The following is a 17,989-nucleotide window of genomic DNA, read 5'->3' on the forward strand; positions in this document are numbered from 1 at the left end:
TCAGTTAGTAGTACAATGTTACATTATCACTACGCACCACATACAGCGTTTTATTGTAAGTTAAAACGCAATTTTGCTTTGACAGGAAGGGGTTGACCCTATATCATGCGCGCCCTATGCAGAAAGTGAAACTCCCTCATTCGGTTGAACCGACTAAAAGTGCCATGAAACGTTCCGATTACCGGGGCGTGATTGCGTCTAAAGATATGGAACGATTGAGTGAAGCAGTTGTCCGATGCAATGACTATGTGGACGCAGAAGTACAGTTCGAAAAAGACGCGCAGGGTCTTACTGTCTTTCACGGCCATTTAGCCACGCAGGTAACACTTATCTGTCAAAGGTGTAATGGTGAACTCGAATATCCCGTGGAAGCGGAATTCTGTTTTACTCCAGTGCAGGGAGAAGAACAGGAAAGCGATGACATCATTCCCGAGGCTTACGAACCGGTAGAGGTCAACGACCACGGAGAAGTTAATCTGCTTCAAATTTTTGAAGACGAGCTACTGTTATCTTTGCCAATTGTGCCCCTTCATGCAGAGTCGGAGTGTACAGTGAAGCAAGACGATATGTCGTTTGGAAAGATTGAACCGGAACAAGAGCGACAAAACCCTTTCGCGGTTTTGAAAGAACTTAAGCGAGACCAGGAGTAAGTTATGGCAGTACAACAAAATCGTAAAACGCGTTCTAAGCGCGGTATGCGTCGCTCACACGATGCATTGACAGGCGCGACTTTGTCTGTCGATTCAACGTCAGGCGAAACTCACCGTCGTCACCACGTGACCGCTGACGGTTATTACAAAGGCAAGAAAGTAATCGGCGCGTAATACGGCGACTACATTTTGTCTAAACTAACCATCGCGTTAGATATCATGGGGGGCGATCATGGTCCCCCTGTTATCCTTCCCGCAGCCGTAAAGGCTATTCAACTTCACCCAGACGTGCACTTCACGCTATGCGGTGATGAAGATACCATCAAAGCCGGTATTCAGCCCCTTACCGATTCTGAGCGCAAACGCGTTACTATTGTGCATTGCTCACAAGTGGTTGAGATGGGCGAAGCGCCAACGTCAGCGCTACGAAACAAAAAAGATTCTTCTATGCGTCGCGTTATTGAGCTTGTCGAGAGTGGCGAGGCTGACGCGTGCGTAAGCGCAGGTAATACTGGTGCACTGCTTACCTTATCATTCTATTTGCTTAAAACCTTATCAGGCATTGATAGGCCCGCACTCATTAATATGATGCCTACAACAGGGCACCATAACGTATTTCTTTTAGATTTAGGCGCTAACGTGAACTGTACTCCTGAAATTCTTTTCCAGTACGGTGTTATGGGTTCAGTGCTTGCACAAGAGGTGGCGGGGATTGAATCGCCAAGAGTTGCCTTATTGAACGTGGGCGAAGAAGATATTAAAGGTAACGCGCAGGTAAAATCTGCCGATCAGCTTTTTAAAGATGCGCCAGGCATAAACTATATTGGTTATGTGGAAGGTGACGACATTTTCACCGATCATGCCGATGTAGTGGTAACAGACGGTTTTACCGGAAACGTAGCGCTTAAATCGAGCGAAGGGCTGGCTAAGTTAGTGATAAACGAAGTAAAACGCCAGTCACAGAAGAACTTTTACACCCGATTATTAGCAAAAATTGCCTTCCCATTACTGAAATCTATCTATAACAGCGTGAACCCCGACCAGTATAACGGTGCGAGTCTGATAGGATTGCGCGGCATTGTTATCAAGAGTCACGGAAATGCACAAAAAGACGCCTTTTATTACGCCATCGTGCAAGCAATGAAAGAAGCAAAGATGCATTTACCTGAAAAGATAAAGACAAAGATAGAAACGGTATTGTTGGAGCAGCTTTGAGCAAATATTCACGCTTTATAGGAACAGGTAGCTATTATCCCAGCGACGTGCGTACAAACGCAGATTTAGAGCAAATGGTGGACACCAGTGACGAATGGATCACTGACCGTACCGGGATAAAAGAGCGACGTATTATTGGAGCAGATGAAACCGCTGCTACCATGGGGGCAGAAGCCAGTAAGAAAGCCATTGAAATGGCTGGCATTGACCCGAAATCTATCGACATGATTGTGTGCGCTACCACAAGTGGTCGCTATGCGCTTCCAAGCACAGCATGTGAAATTCAACGCATTCTTGATATTGACGGTATCCCTGCCTTTGACGTAGCTGCTGCATGTGCAGGTTACTGCTACGCATTAAGTGTTGCCGATCAATATATTAAGTCTGGCATGGCGAAACGTATTCTTGTTGTCGGTACCGACTGTTTAAGCCGTTTGATAAACCCTGAAGACAGAACCATGGTTATCTTGTTTGGCGATGCGGCAGGCGCAACGATTATTGAAGCTAGCGATGAACCTGGGATTCTTTCCACACATATCAACGCATCAGGCTCTCACGGTGATTTGCTTTACGTGGGTAATCCAACCCGTGGTGACGAGCAGTCGGTTCACGAGAACTGGGGTGTGATGCGTGGTAATGAAGTCTTTAAGGTTGCGGTAACCAAGCTTTCAGAAGTGGTTGAACAAACCCTTGCTGCCAACGGTATGCAAAAATCTGATCTTGACTGGTTAGTACCTCACCAAGCAAACTTTAGAATTATTAAAGCGACAGCTAAAAAGCTGAATATGTCTCTTGATCAAGTAGTGCTTACGTTAGAGCAGTATGGTAATACCTCTGCTGCTACTGTGCCTACAGCGCTTGATACAGCTATCAGAGACGGGCGCATTCAACGCGGACAGCATTTATTACTAGAAGCATTCGGAGGCGGATTTGCTTGGGCATCGGCGCTTGTACGCTATTAGCCTTGCAGATATTTGCCTTGGTGATTTTTGCCTCGATAGGGGCACTCCATCTCCGACGTTTTCTCGTTTCTAGTAAATTAAAAATAATAAGGAATCGACATGACAAAGACAGCCTGTGTATTTCCAGGACAAGGTTCTCAAAGCGTAGGTATGCTAAAGGAACTTGCTGAGACTTCTCCCATTATCGAAGCAACGTTTAAAGAAGCCTCTGACGCGCTCGGCTACGACCTGTGGGATTTAGTCCAAAACGATGCAGACGGTAAACTTAACGAAACGCATATCACTCAGCCAGCGTTGCTTGCTGCTAGCGTAGCAATTTGGCGTGTTATTCGCGAGCAGGGCATAGACGTAGATTACCTTGCGGGTCACAGCCTTGGTGAGTACTCAGCATTAGTATGTGGCGGCGCCATGGATTTTGCTGATGCAATCAAGCTTGTAGAAGCCCGTGGTAAATATATGCAAGAAGCTGTACCAGCAGGTGCGGGTGCCATGTATGCCATTATCGGGTTAGACGATGCCGCCATTGCTGATATTTGTCAGCAAACTGCTATTGCTACAGGCGATGTAGTTGCACCAGTTAACTTTAACTCTCCAGGCCAAGTGGTTATTGCAGGGGAAAAGAACGCCGCCGAGCAAGCTGCTAATGCGTGTAAAGAAGCGGGCGCAAAGCGCGCACTTCCGCTTGCGGTAAGCGTTCCTTCTCACTGTGAGTTAATGCGTCCTGCAGCAGATAAGTTAGAAGACGCATTATCGTCATTGAACGTTAATGAGCCTGCAATCAATATTGTGAACAATGTTGATGTCACTATAGAAACCCAAGGTGATGCAATCAAGAACGCATTAGTGAGACAACTATATTGCCCCGTTCAATGGACACGTACTGTTGAATATTTGGCGGCAGCGGGCGTTGAGCGCGTTATTGAAGTAGGTCCTGGTAAAGTACTTACTGGATTGAACAAACGTATCGACAAGAGCCTAGAATCTCTTGCAGTTAATACACCTGATGGTGTTGAAGCATTAAAACAATAAGGAAACGCAATGAGTCAATTAGACGGTAAAATTGCGCTTGTTACCGGCGCAAGCCGAGGTATAGGCAAAGCGATTGCCACGCAGCTTGCTCAGCAAGGTGCTACGGTTATCGGAACCGCAACCAGTGAAAATGGTGCGCAAGCGATCAGCGATTATCTTTCTGAATTCGGCGGCAAAGGCTTTGCACTAAATGTCACCGACAAAGAAAGCGTAGATACCACGATTAAAGCAATTAATGAAGCACATGGTGGTATCGATATCTTGGTCAACAATGCCGGTATCACACGTGATAATCTGCTAATGCGCATGAAAGATGACGAGTGGCAGGACATTATCGACACCAACTTAACCTCAATTTTCACACTGTCAAAAGCGGTACTTCGCGGTATGATGAAGAAGCGTTTTGGTCGCATCGTGAACATTGGTTCAGTGGTGGGCAGTGCAGGTAATGCTGGACAGGCAAACTATGCTGCAGCGAAAGCAGGGGTCATTGGTTTTTCTAAATCTATGGCGCGTGAAGTGGCTTCTCGTGGTATTACCATCAACGTTGTAGCGCCTGGTTTTATCGATACCGATATGACAAAAGCGCTGACCGATGACCAAAAAGAAGCCATTTTCAAAGATATTCCGGCTAACCGATTAGGCGAGCCTGATGAAATTGCAGCCACTGTTGCCTTTTTAGTAAGCGATGGTGCAGCCTATATTACAGGCGAAACTATCCATGTAAATGGTGGTATGTATATGGGGTAAATTCGCAAAAATTGCGAATTTTCCTTAGTTTGGGGTGGTATTTACCCGAACTTGGATGTAAAAATAGTATTTTACGAATTTCGAATGTCGCTGGTTTGACCAGAAAATTTGTTTAAACTGGTGCTTGCAAGGATGCACCTTGCAAAATAAACTAGCGGCACTTTTATTATCTAGTGACGTTTAAGGGAAACCTAGAATTATGAGTAACATTGAAGAACGCGTTAAGAAAATCATCGTTGAACAACTTGGCGTGAAAGAAGAAGAAGTAAAAGCAGAAGCTTCATTCGTTGACGATTTAGGCGCTGATTCACTTGACACTGTTGAGCTAGTAATGGCTTTGGAAGAAGAATTCGATACTGAAATTCCTGACGAAGAAGCAGAAAAAATTACTACTGTTCAATCAGCAATTGATTACATCAACGCTAACAAAGACGCTTAAGTCTTAAGTAGCGACAAAACGGCTCTTCTAACAGAGCCGTTTTTGTATCTCCTACCTTAGTTCCAAAGCGAGGGCTTTTTGTGACAAAACGTCGCGTAGTGGTTACTGGTCTTGGAATGCTTTCACCATTAGGTCTTAATAGCGAAGACACATGGCGCAAATTGCTCGCGGGCGAAAGCGGCATCGGTGAAATCACCCATTTCGATTGTAGTAACTATTCAACCCGTTTCGCAGGTCAAATTAATGATTTTGATCCGCAGGAATACATTGAAAAGAAAGAAACCAAGAAAATGGACCGCTTTATCCAGCTGGGTATAGCAGCAGGCAAGCAAGCCTTGGTCGATTCTGGTTTAACTATTTCACAAGATAATGCGCATCGTGTAGGTGTAGCTATTGGTTCAGGTATTGGTGGTTTAGAACAAATTGAACAAAACCATTTGAAACTGACAAATAGCGGTCCTAAGCGCGTATCGCCATTTTTTGTACCTTCAACTATTACCAACATGATCTCAGGCTTTTTGTCTATCATGGAAGGGTTGAAAGGACCGAATTTAAACGTTGTGACTGCTTGTACAACAGGCGTTCACAACATTGGTATTGCCGCAAGAACGATTGCTTACGGCGATGCTGATGCCATGCTGGCCGGAGGCGCAGAAGCGTCTATTACTCCGCTAGGCATGGCTGGTTTTGCCGCGGCACGTGCGTTGTCATCTCGAAACGACAACCCACAAGCAGCAAGCCGCCCATGGGATAAAGACCGCGATGGTTTTGTCATGGGTGAGGGCGCTGGCGTGGTAATGCTAGAAGAATACGAAGCAGCAAAAGCGCGTGGCGCGACCATTTATGCAGAACTGGTTGGTTTTGGCATGAGCGGCGACGCATATCACATGACTTCTCCACCTGAAGATGGCGAAGGCGCGGCTGCGTCTATGCAAAACGCGATAAATGATGCGAAGTTGGATGCAAGCGAAATCGGCTATGTTAACGCACATGGTACGTCTACGCCTGCAGGTGACATTGCTGAAGTAGCCGCGGTGAAACGCGTGTTCAATGACCATGCTCACAAGCTACTTGTTAGCTCTACCAAGTCAATGACGGGCCATTTGCTAGGGGCCGCCGGTTCAGTTGAGGCAATTTTCACTATTTTGGCACTGCGTGACAAAATGGCGCCGCCAACCATTAACTTGGATGAACCAGGTGAAGGCTGCGACTTAGACTTTGTTGCACACAAAGCGAAGGCATTCAGTGAAGACTACGCACTGTGTAACTCATTCGGGTTTGGCGGTACGAACGGCTCATTGATTTTCAAGCGTATCTAATATAGCGTAATTATCACTGATTAAGTGAACTTCACGTAAAGTTAAAAGGCAGCTTCGGCTGCCTTTCATTGTTTATAGCGTTAACTTTCATGGCAAAAATGTAAGCGTGCAGTAAACAGCACATTTAAAGGGTGATGAAATCTCGGTAAGCTGGCTCCAAAGTTAAATACGGAGTGAGCAATGAGAAAATTTCGAAGCCCGGACGAGTGGCGGCAGATCCTAGAAGACCAGCAGCACAGCAGAAGTATAAGATCAGGCAAGCTGTAACACTTCCTCTGCTAAACCAATATAAAACCTGGCTGGATAAATCGGCTTTGCAGGTGCCACCTAAAACCACATTGGGTAAAGCGCTTGGCTACAGCCTGAACCAATGGCACAAACTGGTTCGCTATGTTAATGATGGTAACCTGACCATCGACAACAACCATGCCGAACGAGCCATCAAGCCCTTTGTCATTGGGAGAAAAAATTGGCTGTTCAGCAACGCGAAAAGTGGTGCCAATGCCAGTGCGATACTTTACAGCATCATTGAAACGGCCAAAGCCAATGGCTTAACACCGTTTGATTACATCATGCATTGTCTGAAGCACCTGGCCGCATCGCCAAGCAATGTCGAAGCTCTGTTGCCTTGGAATGTTAAATCGGGCAAGGTGTAGATCAGCAGACGGTTACGAAGAAAACTATATTTATGGAGAATTAGTCAAAATTGCAGGCAATTAAAATCAGTCTTAGGCAAGCAGGTAATATTTAAGGGTTATCTTTTTTCGATAGCCTTTTTTCATGGGCTTTCAGTCGTTGGTAGCTTCTGATATCAGTCAGAAGTTTTCATTTAGACCTTTAACTTATCGTAAATGCAATCAGAGTAACTTTGCGCACTTATCCGGAGTAGTGCGCTGTGTGATAGGTCTGCATGTTATTGTAGTAACCACACCCTACAGATACTGGTAGAATCGGTTCCCCGCGTCGCATGGCGAATATTAAAATACGAACCTATGTTTGCGCTAGAAGCCATGGACCAGATAATCGTCAACCTGCATAGTGTCCAAACCTGAGCCATCCCGCTGCTGCATGCGGCATCAATAATAACGCCAACCAGCATCGACCCTACACCTTGCAGCCTGTTGGCTGGGCTGTGTATGAACAAATCGGCAATCTCCAATGAGGCGTTTTTCACGCTCCGGTAAAAGTTGACAATCCGATACTTATGTATAACTTTTAGACTATACGTCTGATGAGGTAGATGTAAAATTAGCTAAATTTCGGGAGTTTTGTTATGAAAAAAATTCTGCTTCTGTGTCTGATTATGTTTTGTTCAAATCTTAATGCAAAAACTGAGGCTTGTGGTCTCAACGAGCAATATAGCCATGTCCAAAAGCTAGCGAGCGAGCTCAATGCCAACATCGGCAAAAATCAATTGAGTTTAGTGCATGTTTTAAACTCTCTTCAGACGGAGACTGAAAAACGGGTGTTTATCGCCAGTTTAACTGCTGACAAGCAAGTGTCACTATGGAAATGGAAGTTACAGAGAGTGCTTAAAGAGGATTCATTATCAGCGTCACAACGTGATTTCATAGATAGACTTACTATACTCGTCCCCGAAATATTCACAGAGAACGAACCTACCCCCGAGTTCTTACAGAAACTGCAACTGCTGGAGTTAGAAGCCGTGGAACTCTTTGGCTTGGAACAAGCCAAAGAGCTGTTCACTGTACGAAGTCAGTTGAATATAGCATCAGCAGACCTTGTGAGTGCAAACTACGACAACAGGCCTCTTTGTGAGTGCAAACTACGACAACAGGCCTCCTTGTGAGTGCAGAACCGACTCAAGCTTTGCATGTATCGGGTGTCGTCTTAAAGGACAAAATTGTTACTGGATGAACCGAGGCTGTGGCTTCATGGACGCTTACTCCTGTAACGGCAAGTGTCCTATCCAGTAGTGGGGTGTTAATGATTGCCTACTACAATTAAACTAAAGATCTGACGTACCTATCCAGTTGTCTTTCAGAAAGGCATCCCAACTATAAGTATCAAAGTCCATTCTGTTCTAACGAGTCGTGAGTCCATACCTGTTCGGGCTCAATTTCTTTGTAAGCGTGCTGTTTACTGCACGCTTACGCAAAAATTATAAGCGTCGGGGCCCTTCCAGTATTGGTACATCCAAATCAATTCAGCTAGAAGTTGTCTGACCAACGCAAGTTGGTATACTTCCACCAACCATAATAACGGCGAACAAGAGTAGGCAGTGAGAATTATTCCTAGCACTACGCCTATTTCACCAAGTGACAGGGCGTTTAATTACGGTGACGGTGTGTTCACCACTTTGCTGGTAGACGAACACAAAGCGCAATTATTGCCTTATCATATTTCACGTTTAGAGCACGATGCTGCGGCCATCAAACTTAACATTAACATCCACGAACTAAGAGCGGCTATAGTTGAGCAAATAAACACGATCAAGCTCGCTTCAGTGGAAAACGCTTCGCCTAGGTATGTGCTGAAAGTCCATGTCTCTGGCGGACAGGCGGGAAGAGGTTACGCGCGAAGCGAAGACAGTGAAGCATTAGTAAGATTTAGCCAACATTCTTATCCTAGCCATTACGAAAGCCTTAAAGAAGAAGGTGTTGCTGTAATATGCGCGCAAACAAAGTTAGCTATTCAGCCTTTGCTTGCAGGCGTAAAGCATATGAATAGGTTAGAACAAGTCTTAGTTAAGCACGAAGTAGATGAGGCTGGTGTAAACGACGCTATCGTTTGCGATACGCAAGATAATATTATTGAAGCGAGTGCTGGAAATGTGTTTTTCTACCTCAATGAACAATGGTATACCCCGTCGTTGAAAGGAAGCGGAGTAAACGGCGTAGTCAGGCAATGCCTTATTGATTCGCTGCTAAACGACAACTGTGCGCTTCACGTAGGTCAATATGACCTAAGCTACTTGCAGAAAGCAAGTGCTGTGGTAATTACCAACGCCTTGATGGGAATAATGCCTGTTCGTCAAATACGAATGGCAGATTTTTCTCATGTTAATTTTGACGTAAAGAACAAGGCAATTCTCGATTTAAGAGCACGGCTTACTAAAGCTCAAAATAGCTAACATACAAAACGACCGATAAGCGCTGTTGGCGGATGCGTACAACTAAAACCGCGCTTATCGCGGCTTTGCGTGCTACACCAAACTATAAGTAGTAAGAATGGAATGTAAAATTAAACAAAATGGGGAACGGAAAGCATGAAGCGGGCTGTAGTCATTCTTTTGATGCTTGTTTTGCTTGCCGTTGTAGGGGCAGTCTCCGGCGTCATGTACATATCAGGCAAGGTTACCAATGAATTAACTTTAGAAAGTGAAACCTTATTCACCATAGAACACGGCAGCAACGCTTATCGAACGGTTAAACATTTGCGTAATATTGGCATGACCGATGTATCACCTTTCGTGGCTAAGGTATGGCTTAAATTCTTCGCCGGCAGTACATCTGTTAAGTCAGGCACTTACATGCTTCGCCCCGGTCAATCGTTAGTGGATGTATTTACCTTATTTACCCAAGGTGATGAGCACCTCTTTGCAGTGAGTTTAGTTGAAGGACTAACCCTTGCACAGTGGCTTGAAGCGCTTAAGCAAAACCCAGATTTGGTGTTTGATTTAAATGAAGAGAAATTAAACCAGCTCACCCAAGACAATGGCGTAGACTGGTGCTGCGACAACGTTTCGCAGACAGAAGGTGTGTATTTAGCTGACACGTATTTTTTTACCAAAGGCACAACTGCCAGCGAGGTATTGAAAAGAGCACACCGCGCGCTAATCGACTTTGTCTCTAGCGAATGGGAGCAACGGGATGCCGAGCTTCCACTAGCCACACCTTACGAGGCACTTATCTTAGCCAGTATTATAGAAAAAGAAACGGCTGTGCCTGAGGAGCGTGACATGATTTCTGGCGTATTCGTCAATAGACTCAATAAAAATATGCGTCTTCAAACCGATCCCACCGTCATCTATGGCATTGGCCCAACGTTTGATGGAAACATAACCCGTAAGCATCTACGAACGGCAACGCCTTACAATACTTATGTTATTAAAGGGCTTCCGCCCACACCTATAGCGATGGCAGGCAAGGCAGCCATTCACGCTGCGCTGCATCCGCTGGCAACGGATGCACTATATTTCGTTGCGAAGGGCGATGGCAGCCATCAATTTTCTACCACGCTAGCTGATCACAATGCAGCTGTGCGAAAATATCAGTTAAAACGATAACTGTACGGGTAAAGAAATCCAGTACGTTATAGCTAAACAAAAAACAGAGTTTAAAAAGTAATGCGCGGAAAGTTTATTGTAGTTGAGGGCCTTGAAGGGGCAGGAAAAAGCTCAGTAATAGGGCTAATTGTTCAAGCATTAAAAGATGCGGGAAAGCGCGTTGAGCAAACTCGTGAGCCGGGCGGCACACCTATGGCTGAAGCTATTCGAGAATGTGTAAAACACGACTGGGATGAGACCGTTAGTGAGGAGACTGAACTACTTCTTATGTATGCGGCGCGTGTGCAATTACTGACCAATAAAATCTTACCTTCACTTGATGCTGGTGCGTGGGTAGTAGGTGACAGACACGATTTATCATCTCAAGCTTATCAAGGTGGTGGTCGAGGCGTCAGTGAAAAAACGATGACGGCCATCAGCAACATCGCGCTTAAAGGATTTAAGCCTGATCTAACCTTATACCTGGATGTCGAGCCAGCTGTCGGACTAGAGCGCGCCCGTGGGCGAGGGGAGCTTGACCGTATTGAGCAAGCGGGGCTTGCCTTTTTTGAACGTACTCGTGCTAAATACTTGTCCCTTGCTAAGCAAGATGAATCTATCGTGGTGGTAAGTGCTATGCAGCCTATGAAAAAGGTTCATCAAGACGTGACTGCTATTATCAACGACTATGTGACGACCATAAACAGCGCAAGCAGTGACATAGCGCAAAACGAAAGTATGCAGGGGAAAGGCTAATGCAAGTACTGCCTTGGTTTGCTGCAACGTTCTCGACGTTACTGTCGCGCTATTTGGCAAAAAAACTTCACCACGGTTTACTGCTGACAGGGCCGAAAGGGATTGGAAAATACCAACTCGCGCTAGGGTTAAGCAGCACGTTATTGTGTAAGCAACCAAGCATAGATGGGCCCTGTGAACAGTGCCAAAGTTGTCACCTAAGGCAAGCAGGAAACCACCCAGATTTTCATGTATTGGAAAGTGAGAAGCAGTTAGGGGTGGATAAAATTCGCGAAGGCATAGCCAAGCTTTCAGGTACTGCGCAAATGGGAGGTAATAAAGTATTGCTGATCCCTCGTGCCGATACCATGACAGAAGCTGCGGCTAATGCACTGTTGAAAACCTTGGAAGAGCCCACAAATAATACGTTCTTACTGCTGATTACTGACAGTATCAACAAAATTATGCCGACCATATTAAGTCGATGTGAACGGCAGATACTATCGCTTCCATCAGTATCAGAGAGTTTGAACTACTTGAACGCCAAAGGCGTAGAAGACGCAAGCGAAGCGTTACTGGCAGCTTATGGCTATGCGCCCCTTCGCGTGGAAGAAGCGCTCAGTGGTGAAGAAGACATTAGCTATCGCAATTTTAGCGACGGCATGCAGGCGCTCTTAGCAGGCGATGCAAATTTACAAGTGCAAACACTTGCTAACAAGTGGCAGGACAATGCGCAACAAATCGCATTGTGGTGCCAGCAAATGGCCCATGATGAGTACATGAAACGTCAACAGGTTGTTGACTTTAAACGCTATGAAGCGTGTGTTGATGCAGTTAAAACCCTTCAACACGCCGGCGTGAACAAATCGATGGTACTCTTTGGGCTGCTAAAACAGTTTCAACGATAATAGGCAAAGCGTTAAGCGCGTATGCCTTTTGTCAGAAAGTAAATATTTAATACAGGTGTAGTTTGTTCGTAGATTCTCATTGTCATTTAGACCGACTGAAGCAAGGGCCAGAAGAGTTGGCTGAAACTTTAAATTTCGCAAGAACCCGAGGTGTTGAGCACTTCCTGTGCGTGTGTGTATCTGTTGGCGATTACGACAGCATGCTAGCCGCGGTAAGTCAGTTTGAAGATGTATCAGTATCCTGTGGTGTACACCCTCTCCATCAAGATGAAGCGTGCAGCTATGAAGAACTGTTAGAGAAGGCCCAACGTGAAGAAGTCGTAGCCATTGGCGAAACTGGGCTGGACTATTTTTACAGCCCGGAAAGTAAAGATATTCAGCTTACGTCATTCGTCGATCACATCAAAGTCGCCAACGAAACTAGAAAGCCGCTAATTATTCATACGCGGGATGCAAGAGAGGATACCATCAACTTACTCCGCGAACATAAAGCCGCGCACACTAAAGGTGTTTTGCATTGTTTTACTGAGTCGTTAGAGATGGCACAAGCAGCAATAGAAATGGACTTTTATATCTCTATTTCAGGCATTGTGACGTTCAATTCAGCCGATGAATTACGTGAAGTGGTAAAAGCTATTCCTTTAGAGCGGTTACTTATTGAAACTGACTCTCCGTGGCTTGCGCCAGTACCTCATCGCGGTAAACAAAACCAGCCTGGTTACGTGGTTGAAGTCGCTGAGTTTATTGCCGAACTTAAAGGAGTGTCGGTGAAAGAACTTGCTGAAATTACCACCCAAAACTTCTACACACTCTTCTCGTTAGCCGGTAAGAAGAAAGCCGCTTAGCGAAAGGTAGTTGGTTTACACCTGGAGGTAAGAATGCCACAGTGGCGACAAGGATTGACGAAGAGTCTTCACCAAACCCGTAGTATGCCAGAGAGTCGCTACTTTCAGTTAGCTACGGTGGACGGGAATGGTGCGCCACATTGTCGCACGGTTGTATTTAGGGGAATTACTGATGACAATCAGTTGGTAGTTATCTCTGATACACGCTCTGAAAAATATAGCCAGCTTGGTCATAAACCCCATGCGCAGGTATGTTGGTATTTTTCTAAAACCAGAGAGCAATATCGCTTCTCTTGTAATGCGACGATAATAACGTTGAGTCAAGATTCTGACCTAGTCAAACAGCACTGGAACAAGCTTTCAGACGCAGGTAAAAAGCAATTTCTATGGGGTGAACCGGGCACGCCAAGAAATGATGGTTCAGCGCTTCAAGTAGAGGGGGATTTCGATGAAGTTCCGCCTCATTTCTGTGTGATCTTGCTCGCTGTTGATAGTGTAGATTACCTGAATTTAAGGGGTAACCCTCAAAGCCGAGAGTGGCATCAAAAAGACGCGAACGGAAACTGGGTTAGTCAGTCGCTGATCCCGTAGTCAATTATCTACAATCATTAAGTTGACGCTGAATTAGGGCGATTACGCGATAGTTCATAAGTGCTCTGCGGCTCATTTAATACACGTAGACTGTGATAACTACTCCAAATAGCGAGGCCCTCTTGGTTTTAGACCGCACGGGATCGCGCGTGCAAGTAGCAAGAGGGCCCAGCAATTTAAAAGAAACAACTTAAAAAATCCGCGAAATTGGCGTGTCGCCCTTAAACAGATAGGTGATGAGGTTATCGTTATTTTCCCTTGCTACACTTTCCACAATGGCTGTAGCAACATCTTCTCTTGGGATAACAGCGTCGTCTTTATTAAGCGGCATGTCGGTGCTTACCAAGTGCGTACCCGGTTCATTTAATAGTGTGCCTGGACGAAGAATAACGTGATGCAAGCCGCTATTAATTAGATGCTCATCAGCCATATGTTTGGCAACCAAGTATGGTTTAATCGCTGATTCCACTGCGTCAGGGTCATCTGCACCAATAGAGCTGACCATAATAAACTTAGCTGTACCCGCAGCTTTTGCATAGTTGACTGCGTTGCGTGCAGCCCAAAGATCAATCATAAGTGTTTTGTCTGCACCCGTGCTACCCCCTGAACCTGCGGTGAATACAACAACGTCTACACCTTCAAAGTGTGCAGAAAAATCTTTCTCTAAATCCTGCTCAGTTACGGTAAGGTTGTCATTTTGAATATCTGACAGTTTGTTAGGGCTCCTCACGGGGGCTACAACGTTGTGACCAGCATCTAACAGTTTCACGGTTGCTTGCTTACCTATTTGACCAGATGCGCCAATGACCAATACATTTGCCATGGTTAAATCCTCCTTGTAGATGATTACGCTTGTCGAAAGCAAATAAAGAACTTGCAATACATAAGAGGGTTAAAAGGAAAGCGATCAATGACTGCGATAGAATGCATGGCTGAGAGGCTGCCTGCATGCATTGCCGTTTCCATGGCAATGCAAATCATATCGTTCTAAGAGGTTACCACGAGCCGCTGGTAGCTATTTTACTACTGCGTTTCGGCCTGATTCCTTGCCAACGTATAGCTTCTTGTCGATAGCATGAATACAGGCCTCAACGCTATCGTAATCTCGGATATCGGCAACGCCACAGCTTATTGTGGCCGATACGCGATAGGGTGGTGCATCGATTTCGTGTTCAGCTACGGTTTTACGCAGCTTCTCAGCCACCCAAAATGCTTCTTGAACGTTAAGTGATGGAAGTAAAATAAGAAATTCCTCTCCGCCCCATCGAGCAATGACATCGCTTTCTCTTAAACTGTCTTCGAGAATTCGCGCTATTTTAACCAATACAGTGTCACCGACCTGATGGCCGTATTCGTCGTTAATACGCTTAAAGAAGTCAATATCAACAATTAAAAGTGAGAATGTATGATTGTGGCGTTTATAGCTTTGCCACGCCGCTTTCGCCCTCTGAGTGAAATAGCGGCGATTTTTAAGACCTGTTAATGGGTCCTGAGTGGAAAGTTGCGTTAGCTTCTCTACTACGGCTTCTAAGTCTCTGGTTTTCTCTTCAACCTTTAATGCCAGCTCAGCAGAACGCCTTTTTAACGACGCAATTCTAAGCCACACGATAGAAGAAATTAAGAGCATGCCTAACAGTATTATCACTGCGCGCCATATAGGCTCGTCCCACCATGGTGGGGTAACAATGATCTCTAGCTGGGCCTCGTTGCTGCTCCACTCGTTCTCTTGGTTAATGGCTTTAACGGTAAATCGATAGTGCCCCGGATCAAGGTTGGTATAGGTGGCCATTCTCGTTTTGTAATCGGTGAAGCGCCAGCTATTTTCAAAGTCTACGAGTTTGTAGGCGTATCTGAGCTCATTAGCATTCATATAATCGGTGGCAGCGAACTCAATGGTAAGTGCTATATCGTTGTGATTAAGCTCAATAGTGTCTCCAAGACTCCGTCGTTGTTGATAAGTTGTTCCGTTTTGTTCGTCTTTACTGACAGTTTCAACGTTAGTAAGGTGGACGCCGGGTGACCACTTAACATTTGCTACCTGTGATGGAGTAAATTGCGTTACACCTTCTGCGCCACCGAATAATATGGTGTTGTTTTCGGTGACAGTGACAGAGCCAATGTAGTATCCAGTAGACAGTGCACCGTTTTCGGCACCAAAGTAAGAAAGGTTAGTCAAGTCTGGTGCTAAATACGTTATCCCTTCAATAGTAGAAATCCAAAGGCCGTACTCATCATCTTCAACAATTGCACCGATAGATACTTTACTCAATCGGCTTTCAGGCTTAATTTGCGTGATTTTAATGGTCGATAAGTCATTGCCGTCTTTGGTCATAAAGAATAAACCTGCGGCTTGGGTTCCTATCCAATATCCGCCCCGTTTTGAGCGAGAGATCCAAGTTACTACAGTTTGGTCAGAAATTTTGTTGGTAAACTCGCTAATGCTTGTTAAGTCTCCGGTCAATTTATTCGCAAGGAATAAACCAGAAACCGTACTTAACCATGCATTTTCTGTATCCTCCATCACAATTCTGGTTGTTAACGACAATGGCCATTGTTTAATGACCCTATCTTCAGATGGCCGATAAACAAACACACCATCACTATAGCCTCCGTACCAAACATCGCCCTCATCATCGATATTAATGCTGTAACCTGATTTGCCTCTAAGTGCGACAATATCAAGGTTATTGGTTTGAGGATCGAGCCTGGCAAGGCCTGTACGCGTTGTTACCCACAGTGTGTCATCTCTTTCGTGATACAACACACTTAACAGCTTGTCGCTGGTTTCTTCGTTATTTGAGATGGCACTATTGGACGTAAATGGGCCTTGATAAGTTTTTCTAACTGTATCATACAGCCAAAGACCTTTTTCATTCGCTACCCATGCCTGATTGCCTTTGTACTTTGATACGGAAGAAATAATTCGACCTTCGCCTACTTCTTGTGAATAAAAGTTACTAAGCAGGGGATTACTGATAGAGAAGCCATCATCTTTGGTTCCAACTACAATTAGCCCCGCTTTTGTTTGGTATAGGCTGGAGACTCTTTCGTGGGCTGCATCTTTTTCGCTAATGGGTACCGGTAATACTGAATCTGGACTGTAAGACGTCAGAATATTTAAACCTCGCTCAGTCGATACCCATACATCGCCACTGCCTTGTAAAAGAATGTCAGTGACATAATTATCAGATAAACCATGAAGTTCGGAGGTACAGCTTTTGGTGATAGTTGAACTTTGTGAATCAGGATTAAACAGACACACTCCGTGGGTCGCAGTACCTAACCATAATCGAGATTTTTCTGCTGCTACTAACCTAGTAAAATTGACATTTTCGAACGCTACTAACTCGAGTGACTTTTTAAACGGGTCAAGTTTATAAAGACCCGCTGTTGACGCCACATAAAGGGTATTTCCGATGAGCTCAATATCGGTCAATGTACTTGTTGTACTGGGCAGGTGGCTGACAAGTTCCACACTATCTGAACTTGAAGAATAGGTGTAAAGGTTCCTTTCAGAGATTATCCATAGTTGACCATTGTTGGTAGTTTTAAGCCTATTGATAACCTGCTTGTTAAACGGCTCAGAAGCGGGTAGGGAATAATGTCTGAACTTTTCAGTGTCTACATCAATACGGCTTAACCCGCTAAATGTTCCAACCCAAAGGTATTGACCGTCAATGCTCGCTTCAATTTGAAGCGCATAAAGGGTTTGAAGTCCTGTTGATCTGTCTTCTCCCCACAGCCCAAAGTTTCGAAACGTATAGCCATCAAATTTATCAACGCCAGACTGAGACGCCAACCATATAAATCCGTACTTATCTTCTGCGATATCTGCAACTGAAACGTGAGTAATTCCACTTTCCATATTGTAAGAATGAAACGCCGGTGCAATTGATTGCGCACGTGCGGATAAGCTACCCGCAATAGTTAAAATTAAGAAAAGTGAAAGTACCGGCAAAGTGCGCATTATGTGAGCAATCATTACATAAAATTTAAACACTCACGTTACGCTATTACACCGGACTTACAATCGTACAAAAGTTTAAAATTAAACAAAAAAGGCTTCGGAAATGAAGTGACCCCCAATAGTTGGACTATCCAATTACTGGGGGTCTTTTTATGTCAAAACATCACAGAGCATTTAAGTTAAAGCTAGCGCGACTAGCGCAAGAAGAGAGTTCAGGAGCCTTAGGTAGAAAGTTTAAAGTACGACCTAACCTTATTCGTTACTGGTCTCAAGTCTATCGCATCAACGGCTTTGATAGTTTTATCCATAAGCAATTGCCTTACACCTTTGAATTTAAACTGCATGTACTCA

At 44.8% G+C, this 17,989-nt stretch carries 18 protein-coding genes and 1 pseudogene; 17 read left to right on the forward strand and 2 right to left on the reverse strand.

What is annotated here, in order from left to right:
- Nucleotides 1-116: 116 nt before the first annotated feature.
- The 16 genes from yceD (at nt 117) to BGK61_RS18785 (ending at nt 13,671) form a co-directional block, all read left to right on the forward strand.
- Nucleotides 117-650, forward strand: coding sequence for a 23S rRNA accumulation protein YceD (gene yceD / locus BGK61_RS18710; protein ID WP_039223971.1), 534 nt, complete (start codon nt 117-119; stop codon nt 648-650).
- Nucleotides 651-653: 3 nt separating this feature from the next.
- Complete coding sequence (gene rpmF / locus BGK61_RS18715; RefSeq protein WP_012518206.1) at nt 654-824, forward strand: 50S ribosomal protein L32; 171 nt, start codon at nt 654-656, stop codon at nt 822-824.
- Between the two features lie 15 nt (nt 825-839).
- Nucleotides 840-1,865: a phosphate acyltransferase PlsX gene (plsX, locus tag BGK61_RS18720; RefSeq protein WP_014998139.1), complete on the forward strand. Its 1,026-nt coding sequence runs from the start codon at nt 840-842 to the stop codon at nt 1,863-1,865.
- Nucleotides 1,862-2,827, forward strand: a complete 966-nt coding sequence (locus BGK61_RS18725; protein WP_014949212.1) for a beta-ketoacyl-ACP synthase III — start codon at nt 1,862-1,864, stop codon at nt 2,825-2,827. Before plsX ends, BGK61_RS18725 begins: the two co-directional genes overlap by 4 nt.
- Nucleotides 2,828-2,926: 99 nt before the next feature.
- A complete protein-coding gene (fabD, locus tag BGK61_RS18730) occupies nt 2,927-3,856 on the forward strand; it encodes an ACP S-malonyltransferase (protein ID WP_076012705.1) in 930 nt (309 codons plus the stop codon).
- Nucleotides 3,857-3,865: 9 nt separating this feature from the next.
- Nucleotides 3,866-4,606 carry a 3-oxoacyl-ACP reductase FabG gene (gene fabG, locus BGK61_RS18735; RefSeq protein ID WP_014976326.1) on the forward strand — a complete coding sequence of 247 codons (741 nt, stop codon included), beginning with the start codon at nt 3,866-3,868 and terminating at the stop codon, nt 4,604-4,606.
- A 199-nt stretch (nt 4,607-4,805) separates the two neighbouring features.
- Complete coding sequence (acpP, locus tag BGK61_RS18740) at nt 4,806-5,045, forward strand: acyl carrier protein (protein ID WP_012518211.1); 240 nt, start codon at nt 4,806-4,808, stop codon at nt 5,043-5,045.
- 80 nt (nt 5,046-5,125) lie between these two features.
- The gene (gene fabF, locus BGK61_RS18745) at nt 5,126-6,364 is read left to right on the forward strand and encodes a beta-ketoacyl-ACP synthase II (RefSeq protein ID WP_039229651.1); all 1,239 of its coding nucleotides are present in this window, start codon (nt 5,126-5,128) and stop codon (nt 6,362-6,364) included.
- A 173-nt stretch (nt 6,365-6,537) separates the two neighbouring features.
- Nucleotides 6,538-7,020 carry an IS66 family transposase gene (locus tag BGK61_RS18750; RefSeq protein ID WP_083648719.1) on the forward strand — a complete coding sequence of 161 codons (483 nt, stop codon included), beginning with the start codon at nt 6,538-6,540 and terminating at the stop codon, nt 7,018-7,020.
- Nucleotides 7,021-7,637: 617 nt separating this feature from the next.
- Entirely contained in the window at nt 7,638-8,174 is a 537-nt protein-coding gene (locus BGK61_RS18755; RefSeq protein ID WP_076012673.1) for a bacteriocin fulvocin C-related protein, read from the forward strand.
- A gap of 432 nt (nt 8,175-8,606) precedes the next feature.
- Entirely contained in the window at nt 8,607-9,458 is an 852-nt protein-coding gene (pabC, locus tag BGK61_RS18760; RefSeq protein WP_076012674.1) for an aminodeoxychorismate lyase, read from the forward strand.
- Between the two features lie 135 nt (nt 9,459-9,593).
- Nucleotides 9,594-10,613 carry an endolytic transglycosylase MltG gene (mltG, locus tag BGK61_RS18765; RefSeq protein WP_076012675.1) on the forward strand — a complete coding sequence of 340 codons (1,020 nt, stop codon included), beginning with the start codon at nt 9,594-9,596 and terminating at the stop codon, nt 10,611-10,613.
- Nucleotides 10,614-10,673: 60 nt separating this feature from the next.
- Nucleotides 10,674-11,348, forward strand: a complete 675-nt coding sequence (gene tmk / locus BGK61_RS18770; protein ID WP_076012676.1) for a dTMP kinase — start codon at nt 10,674-10,676, stop codon at nt 11,346-11,348.
- Nucleotides 11,348-12,235: a DNA polymerase III subunit delta' gene (holB, locus tag BGK61_RS18775; protein ID WP_014998144.1), complete on the forward strand. Its 888-nt coding sequence runs from the start codon at nt 11,348-11,350 to the stop codon at nt 12,233-12,235. Before tmk ends, holB begins: the two co-directional genes overlap by 1 nt.
- A 62-nt stretch (nt 12,236-12,297) precedes the next feature.
- The gene (locus tag BGK61_RS18780) at nt 12,298-13,080 is read left to right on the forward strand and encodes a TatD family hydrolase (protein WP_076012677.1); all 783 of its coding nucleotides are present in this window, start codon (nt 12,298-12,300) and stop codon (nt 13,078-13,080) included.
- Between the two features lie 33 nt (nt 13,081-13,113).
- Complete coding sequence (locus BGK61_RS18785) at nt 13,114-13,671, forward strand: pyridoxamine 5'-phosphate oxidase family protein (protein ID WP_014998146.1); 558 nt, start codon at nt 13,114-13,116, stop codon at nt 13,669-13,671.
- A gap of 190 nt (nt 13,672-13,861) precedes the next feature.
- Here BGK61_RS18785 and BGK61_RS18790 read toward each other — a convergent pair whose 3' ends face one another.
- Both BGK61_RS18790 and BGK61_RS18795 read right to left on the reverse strand, forming a co-directional pair.
- Nucleotides 13,862-14,494, reverse strand: a complete 633-nt coding sequence (locus BGK61_RS18790; protein WP_076012678.1) for an SDR family oxidoreductase — start codon at nt 14,492-14,494, stop codon at nt 13,862-13,864.
- Between the two features lie 192 nt (nt 14,495-14,686).
- Entirely contained in the window at nt 14,687-17,671 is a 2,985-nt protein-coding gene (locus BGK61_RS18795; protein WP_076012679.1) for a ligand-binding sensor domain-containing diguanylate cyclase, read from the reverse strand.
- 119 nt (nt 17,672-17,790) lie between these two features.
- On the opposite strand from BGK61_RS18795, the pseudogene BGK61_RS18800 reads away from it, so the two are divergent.
- A pseudogene (locus BGK61_RS18800) lies at nt 17,791-17,989 on the forward strand (transposase); the annotation flags it as partial.

Origin of the sequence: Alteromonas abrolhosensis, from assembly GCF_001953635.1 — a bacterium.
In the GTDB taxonomy this organism is placed as follows: Bacteria; Pseudomonadota; Gammaproteobacteria; order Enterobacterales; family Alteromonadaceae; genus Alteromonas; species Alteromonas abrolhosensis.